The sequence below is a fragment of the Colwellia aquaemaris genome, from assembly GCF_057548755.1.
Genome location: NZ_BAAJLV010000002.1, coordinates 353,857 through 369,513, shown reverse-complemented (window position 1 = coordinate 369,513; position 15,657 = coordinate 353,857). Strand labels below are relative to the sequence as shown.

The 15,657-nt window shown below is 37.5% G+C and carries 11 protein-coding genes and 2 tRNA genes; 9 read left to right on the top strand and 4 right to left on the bottom strand.

The features are described from left to right. Positions 1–105: 105 nt before the first annotated feature. Entirely contained in the window at positions 106–831 is a 726-nt protein-coding gene (trmB, locus tag AC27HL_RS07960) for a tRNA (guanosine(46)-N7)-methyltransferase TrmB (protein ID WP_487080441.1), read from the bottom strand. A 146-nt stretch (positions 832–977) separates the two neighbouring features. On the opposite strand from trmB, the gene AC27HL_RS07955 reads away from it, so the two are divergent. After that, positions 978–2,921 carry a methyl-accepting chemotaxis protein gene (locus AC27HL_RS07955; RefSeq protein ID WP_487080440.1) on the top strand — a complete coding sequence of 648 codons (1,944 nt, stop codon included), beginning with the start codon at positions 978–980 and terminating at the stop codon, positions 2,919–2,921. 9 nt (positions 2,922–2,930) lie between these two features. After that, on the top strand, positions 2,931–3,617 hold the full coding sequence (locus tag AC27HL_RS07950) for a nucleoside-binding protein (RefSeq protein ID WP_487080439.1): 687 nt from the start codon (positions 2,931–2,933) through the stop codon (positions 3,615–3,617). Between the two features lie 58 nt (positions 3,618–3,675). Here the strand turns inward: AC27HL_RS07950 and AC27HL_RS07945 are convergent, their stop codons facing one another. Next, complete coding sequence (locus AC27HL_RS07945; RefSeq protein ID WP_487080437.1) at positions 3,676–4,014, bottom strand: YggL family protein; 339 nt, start codon at positions 4,012–4,014, stop codon at positions 3,676–3,678. A gap of 131 nt (positions 4,015–4,145) precedes the next feature. Between AC27HL_RS07945 and mutY the strand changes: the two genes are divergently transcribed. The 5 genes from mutY to AC27HL_RS07920 all read left to right on the top strand — a co-directional run bounded on the left by mutY (position 4,146) and on the right by AC27HL_RS07920 (position 6,267). Continuing rightward, the gene (gene mutY / locus AC27HL_RS07940) at positions 4,146–5,228 is read left to right on the top strand and encodes an A/G-specific adenine glycosylase (RefSeq protein WP_487080435.1); all 1,083 of its coding nucleotides are present in this window, start codon (positions 4,146–4,148) and stop codon (positions 5,226–5,228) included. A 44-nt stretch (positions 5,229–5,272) separates the two neighbouring features. Further along, complete coding sequence (locus tag AC27HL_RS07935) at positions 5,273–5,545, top strand: oxidative damage protection protein (RefSeq protein WP_487080433.1); 273 nt, start codon at positions 5,273–5,275, stop codon at positions 5,543–5,545. Further along, complete coding sequence (locus AC27HL_RS07930; protein ID WP_487080431.1) at positions 5,546–5,830, top strand: TMEM165/GDT1 family protein; 285 nt, start codon at positions 5,546–5,548, stop codon at positions 5,828–5,830. A 200-nt stretch (positions 5,831–6,030) separates the two neighbouring features. Continuing rightward, positions 6,031–6,106 (top strand) — tRNA-Phe (locus AC27HL_RS07925). Between the two features lie 85 nt (positions 6,107–6,191). Then, positions 6,192–6,267 (top strand) — tRNA-Thr (locus AC27HL_RS07920). Positions 6,268–6,786: 519 nt separating this feature from the next. Here the strand turns inward: AC27HL_RS07920 and AC27HL_RS07915 are convergent. Then, positions 6,787–7,875, bottom strand: a complete 1,089-nt coding sequence (locus AC27HL_RS07915; protein WP_487080429.1) for a glycosyltransferase family 4 protein — start codon at positions 7,873–7,875, stop codon at positions 6,787–6,789. Between the two features lie 822 nt (positions 7,876–8,697). Here AC27HL_RS07915 and glsB point away from each other — a divergent pair. Next, the gene (gene glsB / locus AC27HL_RS07910) at positions 8,698–9,630 is read left to right on the top strand and encodes a glutaminase B (protein WP_487080428.1); all 933 of its coding nucleotides are present in this window, start codon (positions 8,698–8,700) and stop codon (positions 9,628–9,630) included. Between the two features lie 278 nt (positions 9,631–9,908). Here the strand turns inward: glsB and AC27HL_RS07905 are convergent, their stop codons facing one another. Beyond that, a complete protein-coding gene (locus tag AC27HL_RS07905; RefSeq protein ID WP_487080427.1) occupies positions 9,909–12,191 on the bottom strand; it encodes a bifunctional diguanylate cyclase/phosphodiesterase in 2,283 nt (760 codons plus the stop codon). Positions 12,192–13,094: 903 nt separating this feature from the next. On the opposite strand from AC27HL_RS07905, the gene AC27HL_RS07900 reads away from it, so the two are divergent. Continuing rightward, positions 13,095–15,617: an EAL domain-containing response regulator gene (locus tag AC27HL_RS07900; protein ID WP_487080425.1), complete on the top strand. Its 2,523-nt coding sequence runs from the start codon at positions 13,095–13,097 to the stop codon at positions 15,615–15,617. Positions 15,618–15,657: the final 40 nt, after the last annotated feature.

Below are 15,657 nucleotides of genomic sequence, written 5' to 3'. Positions count from 1 at the left end.
AGCTATGAGTATAATTCACTTAGCTCAAATGCAAGCCACAGAATAACAGCCGGTGAAAAAAAGAGAGCTTAAAGCTCTCTTTTTTACAAATTTACGAGCTACAGTTTAAGCTAATTTTTCAAACTGCAAGTCCCAAACACCATGGCCTAAGTTTTGGCCACGATTTTCAAACTTAGTTAATGGACGTGATTCTGGGCGTGGTACGTAATCGTTATTTTCTGATAAATTTTTATAACCAGGTGCCGAGGTCATATCTTCAAGCATACATTCTGCGTAATTTTCCCAGTCGGTCGCCATATGGAAAACACCGCCAACTTTAAGCTTTTGACGAATAGCTTCAACAAAACTTGCTTGAACAATTCTACGCTTATGATGTTTCTTTTTATGCCACGGATCAGGAAAGAATAACTGAACCCTTGTTAAACATTCCGCAGGAATACAGTCTGCTAATATTTCAATCGCATCGTGTTCATAAACTTTTAAATTAGTAACACCTTGCTCTTGCGCTAACGCAATACAAGCACCAACACCTGGTCGATGCACTTCAACACCAATAAAGTTTAGCTCAGGTGCATTCTTCGCCATTTCAACTAATGACTTCCCCATACCAAAACCAATCTCTAGTACTAGCGGGTTGCTATTACCAAACAAAGTAGCAGGGTTAATCATACCATCTTCATGGTTCAAACCCATGGTATCCCAAAACTGTTCAAGCGCTTTCGCTTGTCCATTAGTTAGACGGCCTTCACGTTTAACAAAGCTACGTACTTTTCTAATGTACTTGCCTTCTTGCTCTGCTTGTTCAATGGTTTTGTGGGGTCTTTCAGTCATAGTCGTTCTTCAAGAAAAATCAAGGCGCATATTATCCATGTTTCAATGAATAAACTCAAATACAAAGAAGTTAGTGATGATAATTGTCTATTTCTCGATTGTAGTCTAAAACTATAAGAAATATATATGTTTAAATAGAGGTGCTTGTGAACAACTGGCTAAGTAATATTTCTATTAGAAAAGCACTTATTATGGTAATAACCGCTTCACTAATCACCTTGTCTATTGTCAGTATTGTCTTAAACAACCATATATTCAGTCGTGTATTTGAAAGAAATATTGAACAAGATTTATTGCCAAACCAGCTTTCCAAAATAGCAGCACGTATTAGATCGCAGCTAAGTACTCCTCTAGAATTATCAAAGTCGATAACACAAAACAAATACTTAATTGATTGGGCACTAACTGGAGAGCCAGCAAGTGGCCAGCAGCAAACAATTAACTTTCTAAAGCATATGCAAGAACAAAATAATGCCTTAACAGTTTTTTGGGTTTCTAATGTTTCAAATAATTACTTAAATCAATCAGGCTTATTAAAAACCATTAATCAACAAGACGACGTGTGGTTTTTCCAGTTTCTTCTACAAGAAAAACCATTTGAAATTGCATTTGATTTTGAAGAAGGCACGAACAAATTAACCGCATTTATAAATTACAAAGTACAATATCAAGGGCAAAACTTAGCCATCGCGGGTTTAGGTTATAGCGTTGATGACATTAGCACCGATATTTTAGCTAATAAAGTTGGCGAAAATGGCTATGTGTTTGTCACCGACTATCATGGCAAGGTCATCATACATCCACAATTAAAAAGCCTTGGTGCTAAACAATTACAGCAATTTGATGGTTTTAGCCAAGCGGCAAATAAATTGCTCACTAACAGTGCCAACTACATTTTTGACGTCGTTAATTACCATAATGATGATTATTATGTTGCCAGTGTTGGCCTACCTGAACTAAATTGGAAAGTTATTGCCATGCTACCTAAAGCAGAGCCTTTATCTAAGATTCACGAGGCCTTAAGCCAAACAGCATTGCTAAATTTAGTCATCGTAGTCGGCTTCATATTTTTAATGGTATTAATAGCAAATCGTATTACCAAACCTATCGTGCTTATTGGTGACAGACTACTTGATATGGCAGGGCAAGGCGGAGACCTCACACAACGACTAGATGACACTAGAACCAATGAACTTGGACTATTAGCAAAAGGCTTTAACGCAATTATCGGCAAAGTCCGAGACATAATGGTGGAAATAAAATACGCCGAAAAAATCATGACAACCTCTTTTGAGCAATTAAGAGAAATGGCCTTAACCGTTAACCATTTAGTCGACAGCCAACAAATTGAATCAGACTCAGTGGCAACTGCGACTAACGAAATGAGCCATAGCATTCAAGAAGTAAGTGAATTAGCGGGCAACACGGCAACAAAAACTGAGTTTTCTGAAGAGCAGGTTAGTATTTCAAATCAAAGAGTTGATGACTCAAGTACAGTGATGTCAAAACTACAAGAAAGTAACCGCATCACGCAGGATAAAATTACTAAGTTAGCGGAGCAAACTCAAACCATTAGCTCTGTTGTCGACACAATCAGTAGCATTTCGGAGCAAACAAACTTATTAGCATTAAATGCTGCTATTGAAGCGGCTCGCGCAGGTGAACAAGGCCGCGGTTTTGCAGTTGTTGCCGATGAAGTTCGTACGTTAGCTGGGCGTACACAAAGTTCAACACAAGAAATTAATGACGTGATACAACGCCTGCAAGAGCAAGCAAATGAAACAGTAACGGCAATGAAAGCAAACACCGAGTTGGCAACAGAAGGCTTAAGTAAAACCAATGAAGCAAAAACGGTACTTGGACAAGTAGTGTCGGAAATAAAAGAAATCACCTCTATGAACGTACAAGTAGCCAGTGCAACTCAAGAGCAATCAAGCGTTATCAATGAGCTAAATCAAAATGTCACGAAAATTGCTGATATGGCGAGCGAAATATCAACTTTGTCTGAAAATACTTCATTGGTAATGAATGATCTTGATTTACAAAAGCAGCAATTAAGAAGCCTCGTCTCACAATTTAAAACAGAATAAGGAAAATGTATGAAGCTATCAGCAATAGCTATATTATCATTGGCCACTATTGCAAACTTTACAAGCCGTGCAGAAACACTGTGGTCCGATGCAAGTGTCACGTTATTGCGCGGTAACAATTATCAAGTAGGCGATAGTAATCGCACAGTTTTTACCTTTGAATATGCGGCTGCTTATAATTGGGGAGATAGTTTTTTATTTATTGACCGCTTACAATCAGACAATGGCGACAAAGAAACCTATGCAGAAATATCACCAAGATTTCAGATCTCTTCATATAAAAACGCTGCTTTTGAAAACATTTACATAGCGACTACCGCAGAGGTCGGTGAAAATTTCACCCATTATTTAATTGGTTTAGGTACTAAATTAAACATCCCGCATTTTACTTTTTTTAATGTCAATATTTACTATCGCAATAATGACTCTGTAAAAAATAGTCAGCAAGTTACCCTTAACTGGGCTGTGCCAATTGGCGCACTCAGCTACGATGGTTTTATTGATTATGTGCCGTCAAGCGGTAGCACTAACTCCAGTATGAATTTTACCTCACAACTAAAATATGATGTAGCAAAACATCTTAATTTAAAAACTTCATTATATCTTGGTTTTGAATATGCTTATTGGCTGAATAAGTTCGGTATTGAGGGCGTGGACGAGAAAAATTTGAATTTACTGATAAAATATCATTTCTAAAACAAAAAACGATACTCAAGCTAGTTCATTTCTCTCTAGCTTGAGCCTGTTGGTAAGACTACTCAGCCCACCAAACATCGTACAATGCGCTTACAGTTACCGATTTAGCACCGTTATCAGTTAACCATTTTTCAACTAACTGGCGATGTTCTTCAGTACACTTGCCAATTTTTTGTGTGCATACTAAACCATGCCATAAAGTGTCACCTTCACCACCAAAACCTAAGCCATTTGGCTCAATAGCTTCGTCAAAAAACTTAGTTAAAAAAGCGTCAATTGCATCGCTATCGGTACCGTCTGCTAGTTGCCATGCAATATCAAAACCTAATTCTTGGTATTCATCAACGCGTAACTTCTTACGTAAACGGTTACTACGATTCTTTGCATTTACTTTCATGTTTAATTCCTTAAGGCTAGTTTAAGTTTAGCGCTTTATTAATAACGAATATTTACTCTGGGCGAGAGCATAGTGGCAATAGAAATTTTTGCAATGAAAAAATATGTTTTATTCGCTACACTGTCGCCGCTATGACAAATAAAACAACAATATCAGCCAAATCGGCCCAAGTATTTTCTCGCCAAGTTTTAAACTGGTTTGAATTACAAGGTAGAAAACACTTGCCTTGGCAGCAAGACAAAACCCCATACCGTGTTTGGATATCAGAAATAATGTTGCAACAAACCCAAGTTGCCACGGTTATTCCTTATTATCAAAGGTTCATGGAAAGCTTCCCAACGGTTACTGACCTCGCCAACGCAGACGAAGATACTGTGCTGCACCATTGGACTGGCCTAGGGTATTACGCCCGTGCGAGGAACTTACATAAATCGGCAAAAATAATACGCGACCAATACCAAGGCCGTTTCCCAGGTGACATTGAACAAGTTATCGCCTTACCTGGTATTGGCCGCTCAACAGCCGGCGCAGTGTTAAGCTTGTCATTGAATAAACATCATGCAATTCTTGATGGTAATGTTAAACGCGTACTCGCCCGCTGCTACATGGTGCAAGGACACGCTGGCCAAGCGATTTATGAAAAAACCTTATGGCCAATTACAGAAGCCTTAACCCCTAAAAAAGGCGTTGCTAGCTTCAACCAAGCTATGATGGACTTAGGCGCTATGGTTTGTACGCGATCGAAGCCTAATTGTGAAATTTGCCCAGTTAATGCCGGCTGTTTAGCTTATCTAGGTGAGGAACAAGCAAACTACCCACAAAAAAAGCCGAAAAAAGTGATCCCTGAAAAGCACACTATTATGGTGATCCCCAGAGTTAACCAGCAAGTGCTAATGGAAAAACGCCCACCTTCAGGTATTTGGGGCGGTCTTTGGTGTTTTCTCGAAATATCTGAAACGAGTCAGCTCACCAATCTATTAACAAAACTTAATCTCAAAAAAATTAACTCAACTAATTTAGACAAGTTTCGCCATACTTTTAGTCACTTTCACCTAGATATTGAACCTATAGTGGTTGATTGTGAAATTTTGCCAGCAAAAGAAATCAGCGAAAATAATACATTGCAGTGGTATAATTTAACCACGAAAGCGTCAGTTGGGCTTGCTGCCTCAACGCAAAAACTAATCAAACAATTACAACAATTACCCGTTTAGAAAAGCTAAACGTTTAATTTTTAACAGCATAAAGAGAATTAATTATGAGTCGTACTGTTTTTTGTCAATACTTACAAAAAGAAGCCGAAGGCTTAGGCTTCCCACTTTACCCTGGTGAAGTGGGTAAACGAATATTTGATAACATATCAAAAGAAGCATTTGGTAATTGGCAGAAAAAGCAAACCATGCTTATTAATGAAAACAAAATGAATATGATGAACCCAGATGACCGCGCCTTTTTAGAAGCAGCCATGGTTGCATACCTTTTTGAAGGTAAAGAACCTGAAATTGAAGGATATACGCCGGAGAATAAGTAGGTGGAATTGGCCATTAATTGGAAAATATTCGCTACTATTTTTGTTTCGGTGTTTATTGCTGAGCTTGGTGACAAAACTCAGTTAGCGACCATGCTATTTGCTGCTGATAAAGACGTTAGTAAATGGCTGGTATTTACCGCCGCATCAGCTGCTTTAATTGTTGCAACGGCGGTTGGTGTGCTTGTTGGTAGCTTTTTATCTGCTTATATTGATGAAAAAATACTTTCTTATATCGCCGGCACAGGTTTTATTATCATAGGCGCTTACACACTTTATACTGCTTAATGCATATTAGATCGCAATTAAAAAATGAAAAAAACACGATAATTGGTCCATAAAAGAACAATACGTAGAAAAAAACGGCAAACAAACATTTATTTAAAAAAAAGGGTTGACGGGGTAAACGAAAAACAGTTTAATACGCCCCGTCTTCAGGGCACAGCCAAGAAGACAATGTACAGGACAATCAATTAGATTGTTATTGTGCCTCGATAGCTCAGTCGGTAGAGCAGAGGATTGAAAATCCTCGTGTCCCTGGTTCGATTCCGGGTCGAGGCACCATTTTAGAGTTACAATTACCGTTTGTAATTCGGTGCCAAGATAAACTTACTTTATATAGTAAAATTTATCGCACACAGTTTTGTGTGCCGACTTAGCTCAGTTGGTAGAGCAACTGACTTGTAATCAGTAGGTCGCCAGTTCGACTCCGGCAGTCGGCACCATTTATCAGATAGGCCCAGCATTAGCTGGGCTTTTTTGTATTTGTCGTTTGGTCGAATTCTGTAGTAGATTTCACTAGCACCAATAAAACCCTCTACCCCACCTATTCTGCCCCCTATACGTGATTTAATCCTGTGATACCAAGAAGTTAATAGGCACGAAATACACACCATTTTAAATAACCCTAACTAGGGCACTAATTTCACCTAGGGTAAGTTAGTTTTAATTGATTCATTTACTTCTTAATCTACATTTCATTCGTTTTTTTTAACAAATTAGGTGAGTAAAAAAGGATTTGATCCGTTGCTTAGAGTATTTAGGTTACTGTATAGCACACAAAATAGGTTGGAGGTTAGCAGGTTCAATAAGAAGTTAAACAGCTATGGCAATCCGCCTCAGCATTAAATGACTTTTCATTTAGATTCTGATTGATAACCCTAACCGGTGCATTTTTATTTTAAATAAAATGCACCGCATTAGCACATATAGAAGAGTCATCCTAACAGCGTAATCGCACATAATTACTGTTTTATATCATCGATAAACGACAACCAATCTTTCTGCCATCTATCCTTTGAACAGGCATCTGAAACTGTTGCTAGACCATTAGCAGCCAATTTTTTCGCTAAGTCTACGTCAGTTAGTACTTTAGCTATTGCCCTTTGCATCGCTTCAACGCCTGGCATAAAAATAAGTCCATTATGGTTGTCAATGACCACATTGGATAAGCCTCCGACATTGGTAGTTATAATGCAACACCCTGCAGCCATTGCTTCTATCATGGCAAGAGAAGTTCCTTCTGATCCTAAAGTTGGCACAATCGCAATATGATGACTTTTATGGACTTTATAGCTATCAACAGGTAGGTATTGGATTATATTTACTCTACAGTCACATTTAAAGGCTTCATCAATTAATCCTTTATCAGCGCCATCCCCTGCAAATGTAACTCTTAAATTAGGAAATTCTATAAGCAAGTTTTTAATCACAGGTACTACAGAAGCAACCCCTCTATACGATACAAACCGTCGTGCAATTATAATCTTAATTTCATTCGTTTCTTGCCATTTATCATGAAAATCAGTGGCATTTATTTTTGTATCGTAATAATTATAAATTACACGAATATTGCGTTGCTTTAAATCAAACCAGGTTCGATACCAATTTACAAAATTGTGATCTACACATATCAATGATTTAGAGTTATCTGCTGAAGAAATGTACTTCATGCTACGAAAAACAGAATCAAAAAACTGAATAAATCTTGACTTACTTTTGCGTGGCTTATCCCACGATACACCATGCTGAATACTTATTGTTCTGATATTAGTTGAAGGGACTGAATATGAATCTGATGCAAAGATCACAATATCTTCCGGATTACTAATTTTTTTTACTTTATTAAAAAGTGCATATTTCTTTAAATTACCCCGAAGTAGCCTATTTTTAACACCTAATACGCTGTAATTTTGCAAACTTATCCGATAGTCACATTTATCGGGTTGAACAATAACTACCTGATAACCAACATTTGATAAACACGCAGCTAAATCTACAATATATTTTTCTATACCACCAAAACCAAGCATAACACCTTCTTCATTAAACATTTTTCGGTGTGTTATATAAATATTGGGCATCAAAATCATCTCAATTAATCAAGTGTACTTTTCGAATCTGCTAATTAAAAAAGTACTAAATCGCCATTATAACAAAACTCAATAATTTCAACTTCTGTTTTTGTAAGGACAGGTAAAAAAATCAGTAAGAAATGAACACCACCATTACTGTCTATACCCATCTCATTCTCGCTGAAGGCCCAGTAATTAAACTTCAATACTTTCTCAAGAGTTTCCTTTTCTCTTGCCTTATCTATTTTTATTAGCCAACGCTAGACCGCCCCTTTCAATTTTTTAGAATGCTGGTCCATGATCAAAATCAGGTTCATACCCACCTGATGATTTATTACTACAATGGCAATGATATTATTTTTCAAATGTTAAGTACTTCAAAATAATAGAACTCATCAGTATGAATGTAATTTTCAACCACTCTTCATATCACAAGCTTTACTTTAACTGAATAAAAGAAACTAACATCTACAAATTAACCTTAATAATAAAAAAACTCCGCTTATATTCACGATTAAATTTGCCACAATTAAAGTTCTTGATGATCACTGCTTACAAGTTAACTGCCATGGTCACCAAGGGTAGTGATTTACTTTATAAAATGTGAGTGCCAAATAATTATCACCAGCGCTTCAATAACCCAAAATAACTATCACCACTACAATTATCAGATACTTGAATATTATTTTTCTTTTGCTCGCAGTTTACATCGAATACGTTTCTGACTAGCAATGAGGTAACTATTATGCATAATGTACGCCTGTTCAGCGCAAGCTTAATCGGTACTAGTTGCGAAAACTCATGATTAGAAATATAGCTAACTTAGAAACTAAATTAGAAGAGATTATCAAAATACACCAAGGTTTGAATAATCAAGGCGAAGTAGCAGATTATATTCCTGCCCTAGCAGACGTTTGCCCCAACCAGATGGGCGTTTGTGTTGCAACCATTGAAGGTTGCACTGCTGGTGCTGGCGATTACCAGCAACCATTTTCTATTCAAAGCATTTCTAAAATATTTGGTTTAGTCATGGCTATGAATCGTATGGGTGATGATTTATGGCAACGGGTTAATATGGAGCCTTCTGGCCAGCCTTTTAATTCAATTATTCAGCTAGAATGGGAAAAAGGTATTCCACGTAATCCGGTGATTAACGCTGGCGCTCTTTTGATTGCAGACGTGTTAGCAAGCCACTATTCGGCGAGTAAATTGGCATTTCTGAGCTTTATGCGCACTTTAGCTAACGATGAGAGTGTATACATTGACAAGCATGTTTATGAGTCAGAACTTAACCATGGCAATCGCAATGCTGCTCTCGCCTACTTAATGAAAAGCTTTGGCAACATTGAAGCGGAAATATCGGATGTATTGAGTCATTATTTTACTCAGTGCTCTGTTGCCATGAGCTGTGAACAATTAGCAAATAGCCTATTATTTTTGGCAAACAAGGGAATTGATCCTAAAACAAACAAAGCGATTTGTTCACCTCGCGATGCTCACAGAGTTAACGCTATATTATCAACAAGCGGTATGTATGATCAGTCAGGTGAGTTTGCCTTTTCTGTTGGTTTACCTGCAAAAAGTGGCGTTGGTGGCGGTGTTATAGCGGTTGTACCAAACTATGGTGTTATTTGTAGCTGGAGCCCACCATTAAACAAATTCGGTAATTCAGTTGTTGGCACCAATCTAGTAGCTAACCTTGCCCAAGAGCTAGGTTTATCTATTTACCACTAATTATATTGCTAATCTGAATTCGGCTTAATAAATACTTCTCTAGCTGCTATTTTCATTTAATTCAGCGTTGATTTTACTTGCAACACGACCCTATGGATGGAGAAGGTAGGGCGAAGTTGGAATCAGAGTCAAGACCTGCTATTGACGCGAAATTTGCCATGATTTGAGAAATACTCTCAAGCTATAGGAGCCTCTTCGATACTTCATGTTGTTAGCTATCTCTTAAACCGAGTTCAGCTTAGGCACAACTAAACCTCTTCATTTTTTAATAAATTGTTTTAATGGTATTGCTGTTTACTTAGCAACTGAGCTATACCTTTTGCCGCTACAGGCTTGCTAAATAAATATCCTTGCGCGCCATCACAGCCTAACGCTTTTACAATACTAAATTGCTCTGAGGTTTCTATACCTTCGGCTATAACTTCAAATCCTAAGCTGTGGCCCATTTCAACCATAGAACGAATTAAAAGATAGGTTTTATCATTAGATGAAATATCGTCAACAAAATACTTATCTATTTTCATACAATCAATTTTAATGTGTTTTAAAGATGAAAAAGACGAATAGCCTTTACCAAAGTCATCAATTGCTAGTTTTATGCCTAGTGCATTTAAGTTGTTAAATACCGATACATTATCGCTATGAGTTTGCACTACCCCCTCTGTTACTTCTAATTTCAAAGAATTAGGAGCGATTGACGTTTCAGCAATAGTTTTTTCAACGAGCGGCACTAAATCACCATCTAAAAAATGTGTTGGTGAAACGTTGATAGCCATTCGAATAGCGGGATAACCGAGTGTCATCCAATTTACAGCTTGTCGACAAGCCGTTTTCAAAACCCACTCTGTTAAAGGTTTTATCATTCCAATACGTTCAGCTGTGGCGATAAACTCTGCAGGCGATACCTGCCCTAACTCATGATGATACCAACGACATAATGCCTCTACGCCAGTCACTTTTCCTGAAACGATATCAACTTGTGGTTGGTAAACTAGCGACAACTCTTCATTTTCAATGGCTTCTCTTAAATACTGTTCAACTTTCAATCGGTACTCGGCAAGCTCGGTTAAGCGCTGACTATAGAAAGCATAGCGATTTCTTCCTAACTCCTTCGCAGCATAAAGCGCGGTATCAGCTGCTTTCACCAGCTCCTGATGATTTTCACCATTTTCAGGATAATGGGCGATACCAATACTGCATGACGGGGTATATTTTCGTCCAAATAAATGTAGCGGTGCCGAAACTGCAGCTAAGCAACGCTGGGCAACATTGGCGCCATCACAATCATCTCCTAAATTATTAACAATAATACAAAACTCATCACCACTAAGGCGAGCTATAAAGCCAACATCTCTGCGAGTACTGTTTAACCTTGCTGCCACTTCTTTTAGTAGTGCATCGCCGGCAGCATGACCAAATGAGTCATTAATCGTTTTAAAGTTATCGAGATCTAAATAAAGTAAACTAAATCTACGCTGATAACGGCGCGACGTTTTAATCAACTCCTGTAAACTTAAAAAGAAATACATACGGCTTGATAACCCTGTTAATTCATCAACATAGGCTAAGTCTAAAATGCGTTTTTGATTTTGCTCTCGTTCCATAATAATGCCAGCAAGTTGTGCCGCCGACAGTAAATCTCTTGATTGTTGAGCATTTGGTCGGGCAGGAAAATCATAATACATACCTAAAGCGCCTAATACTTTACCTTGCGAGTTTTTAATTGGCTCAGACCAACAACTTCGCATTCCATGTGGTAAGGCAAATTGTTTGATGTCTTTCCATTTACTATCGGTTGCTATATCTTCAACGATAACTCTTTTGCCTGTGTACGTTGATGTACCGCAAGAGCCAACATTAGGGCCATTAACAAGACCGTTAACAGCATCGCAATACGCTTGAGGTAAACTAGGGGCACCGCCATGTAATAGTATATTGTTATCAAGTTCTAACAGTGAACAACGCATACCTGGGTATTTTTCTTCGTACATTAACGCAATTTCATTGTAAATATTCTCAGCTAGCTCACCTTTAGCTATCATCTTTAAAATTGCTGTATGCCTTTTTTCAAATAATTCATTTTTCTTCTGCTCAGAAATATCTACGTGAGTACCTATCAAGCGTATTGGCTTGTTGTCGATATCACTTTTTACATAAAGCCCTCGTGATCTTACATAAATATATTCACCATTTTTATGCTGCATTCGTAAGTCTATTTCGAAATACTCACTATCTCCTGCTAAAAAGTGTTTTACTGCGGCTAAGGTCACATCTTTATCTTCAGGATGAACTAGGGCTTTCCAAGTATCTAAAGTACCAGCCAACTCATTATCACTATAGCCAAGCATGCTTTGCCAACGGGGCGAATAGTAAACTTCATTTGTTGTTAAGTCCCAATCCCAAAGCCCACCAATGCCTTCGGCACTTGAAAACGCAAACCTCTCATCATTTTTTACTAATTCAGCAAGTTTACTGCTATGAGACCTCTCATTTGCTAACTCACTTTGTAATCGGATTATTTCTGCTCGCAGTTCAGAATTACTTTGCCTGACTTCACTCATAACACACCTAACTTCATCATAAGTAGACCCTATTCTTAACGCATATTGATTAACTTTTCATTGAAGAAATATTGCTGTATTCAACCTATACTCAGATGCGAATATGCTGCAATTACAACCAATTTTTATTCGCTTAATTATAGTCGAATATGTCGATAATTTATGAATAGAGGAAGGAAAGAATGAAAGTTTAAGCTTAATTTAGTGTTTAATATAAGCTGCCATTTCCAATAAAAGCTTACATTTCATACTATTGAAAGGTTATTGTTGTAATTGTAATGCAAACCAATCAACAATATTTTCTGCTAAACTTGGATCTTTATCTAATAAAGGATAACCATGTTCATCGCCTGTATAGGCCAACAACTTGCTATGTGGATGTTATACTTTATCGAATAACGCTTTGCCACTTATACAAATCCTAATATCTTGTTCAACAATAATAATCATAGTGAGTTCGCTCGCTAGAAACTGCTGATATTTTTCAATACTTTTCTCTCTTTGTACCGGAGAGAAAAAGGCCCTCCGCTGTAATTTCAGAACTTTCAGCTAATGTTATTACCTTTGTACCGCCACTTTTATTTTTATTACGTTTTGCATAGAGCATCCTGTTATTTTACTAGTTCACTTTCACTGTAAATCATACACATCGTGCTGAATTAAATATATCAACTAACAATAAATGGCACCAACTCGCAAAAAATATGTCGACATGTTTCCTACATTTTAGTCAATTTGAATCACACTAAGCCTTAATAGCTGTTCAATAAATATTCACTGAATTATTAGCCTGTAAATTTCTCGATTACAATCAATGACATTTACTAGCTTTTATACCTGCTATAATGATATATAATTATTTTTTAAGATATTTATTTTACCGCCATTCATGGATGAGGCTCTATGACTTCTCCCGTAATATCGAAGCAATTATTACTGTTAAACACTGACTTAGAACAATTGCAGGTTTTAAAGCAGCTGTTAACCGATGGTACACCATATAAAATCGTAGCCGCTTCAAAAGTCAAAGACGCCATTAAAGTGCTAAAGCATGAACCCATAGATTTTGTCATTAGTAACATTCATTTAGACGACTTCGACGGCTGGCGATTGGCACGTATGATCCGTTCAGGCGTTCTAAAATGCTCTGCAGAAACACCTTTTGTCATTGTCGCTAATACTTGGTGTGAGCATATAGCCAGCACCACTGCCAGAGAATTTGGCATTAATAAACTAGTGCAATATAAAGAGCACGAAAAACTCCTTAATATCGTTAATGAAAACAAAATGAGCTCATTAGAAGATATGGCTAAAAGCTCCATTTTAGTCGTGGAAGACAACCCCGACACCCGACATTTAGTAAACCGAATTCTGTCAAGCCGTTTCACTATTGATAGTGCCGCTGATGGCGAAGCAGGGTTGAGGCTATGGCGAGAAAATAATTATTCCTTAGTATTGTTAGACGTTATGTTACCTGGGCTGTCAGGCAACCAAGTGCTAGAACAAATTATGCAGGAGAAACCCGACCAGTCAGTGGTTATTATGACCGCTAACCATACCATGGAGTTAGCAGAAGAACTTATGCTAAACGGCGCTGCAGATTTTGTAACAAAACCATTTCGCGCAGAGCAATTACGCCGAGTTTGTGAAACCGCAACTCGCCGTGAAGACTTTATGATCAGTAATCAACAGTTTGCTAATAAAGTTGAGTCTTTACGTCAAAGTCAATCGGAATATAAACAAATTCTTGATGCTCACCAATTGTTGCTTGATCAATTAGGTAGCGTCGTAATCGAGCTCGACACTTTAGGTAAAATAACTTTTTTAAACAAGGCTTGGGAAAAATTAACAGGGTTTGCTATCGATGAGTCAATTCAAATGGCTTTAACTGATTACATCGAACCTTCGGAGTTTTCGAATTTTAATAGCGCAGAACAGTTACAACCTATTTTAACCGGACAAGTCAATTCTCTACATTGTGAATTTAAATTGAAAAATAGTGTTAATGAAGATTTGTGGGTAGAAGCTCGCTTAGAGTTAACTTTATGTAACGACCAAAAAAGCTATAGCATATCTGGCACTATTGACGATATAACCTCACGTAAAAAAGCACAGAGCGATTTAGAGTATTTGGCGATGCACGATGGCTTAACAGGTTTATATAATCGTCATTACTTTGAAGTAGAATTGGGGCAATATTCAGCCACAGCAATGCGAGGCACTGGCCCGCACGCACTACTTTATTTAGACTTAGATCATTTTAAGGTTATTAACGATACTGCTGGCCACCACCATGGCGATAGCGTATTAAGAAACATTGCTAAACTTATTAGTAATAGGCTGCGCAAAGCAGACTTTTTTGCTCGTATTGGCGGCGACGAATTTGCCATTCTCCTGCCAAACACCAATCAAACAATTGCGCTAAAACTTGCCGACAATATTTGTAAACTACTAGATGAGTATTATTGTAAAATTGAAGGTGAAACCTTCAAAGTCAATTGCTCTATAGGTATATCAGAAATTAACGGTGTTGAAGAAAATGCCGAAGAATACATGAAGCAAGCAGATATAGCCTTATATGCCGCTAAGAAACAAGGCCGAAATATGGCCCATATTTACGACCAAGACGATATTCATAGCAAAGAACTACAAATGAGTTTGGAGTGGGTTAGAAAATTACATCAGGCAGTTGCTGATGATAACCTTGTTTTGTATTTTCAACCTGTTGTTGAAATATCATCTCGAGAAACAGCCTACTACGAGGCACTGGTTAGGTTAGAGTTAGATGGAAAAATAGTACCGCCAGGTGAATTTATTCCAGCTTTAGAACGTGAAGGAGGTATGAAACTGCTTGATAGGCAAGTTATTGCAAAGGCTATTAAGTACCTAGCCGCACATCCAGAGCTTCATAAAATTGCGATTAACTTATCTGCTCAAGGTTTCAGTGATGAACGCCTTGTACCTATTATTCAAGAGGCGCTATCTAGCAATAATGTTGCTGCTGACCGTATTATTTTTGAATTAACTGAAAGTGCCAGTTTAAGTAACATAGGTGAAACTAAAAAAATAATCTCGCAAATCGGTGAATTGGGTTGCGAATTCTCAATTGACGACTTCGGTACTGGTTTTAGTACCTTTGACTATTTAAAACAAATCCCCGCCCAATCGGTAAAAATTGATGGTTCTTTTGTTGTTGATTTAGCATCAAATACTGTAGATCTCGCGCTTGTTAAAGCAATTTACGAAGTAGCCTCAGCTTTAGGTAAAAAGACAGTCGCAGAATTTGTAGAAAACGAGGAAACCTTATTAATTTTACAAGAAATAGGCGTAAATTATGCCCAAGGTTATCACTTAGGCAAGCCAACTCCTATTGAGCACTGTGCAATTGTAAATGAATCAAAAACACCATTCAAAGAGTTAATTTAAATCATACAATTTGACTGACTTTCTCCCTAAACTCTAGCTC

Excerpts from the sequence above, each read along its gene's own strand:
- trmB (WP_487080441.1), bottom strand. The coding sequence starts at position 831 with ATGACTGAAAGACCCCACAAAACCATTGAACAAGCAGAGCAAGAAGGC.
- mutY (WP_487080435.1), top strand. The coding sequence starts at position 4,146 with ATGACAAATAAAACAACAATATCAGCCAAATCGGCCCAAGTATTTTCT.
- glsB (WP_487080428.1), top strand. The coding sequence starts at position 8,698 with ATGATTAGAAATATAGCTAACTTAGAAACTAAATTAGAAGAGATTATC.
- AC27HL_RS07900 (WP_487080425.1), top strand. The coding sequence starts at position 13,095 with ATGACTTCTCCCGTAATATCGAAGCAATTATTACTGTTAAACACTGAC.
- AC27HL_RS07915 (WP_487080429.1), bottom strand. The coding sequence starts at position 7,875 with ATGTTTAATGAAGAAGGTGTTATGCTTGGTTTTGGTGGTATAGAAAAA.
- AC27HL_RS07935 (WP_487080433.1), top strand. The coding sequence starts at position 5,273 with ATGAGTCGTACTGTTTTTTGTCAATACTTACAAAAAGAAGCCGAAGGC.
- AC27HL_RS07905 (WP_487080427.1), bottom strand. The coding sequence starts at position 12,191 with ATGAGTGAAGTCAGGCAAAGTAATTCTGAACTGCGAGCAGAAATAATC.
- AC27HL_RS07945 (WP_487080437.1), bottom strand. The coding sequence starts at position 4,014 with ATGAAAGTAAATGCAAAGAATCGTAGTAACCGTTTACGTAAGAAGTTA.
- AC27HL_RS07950 (WP_487080439.1), top strand. The coding sequence starts at position 2,931 with ATGAAGCTATCAGCAATAGCTATATTATCATTGGCCACTATTGCAAAC.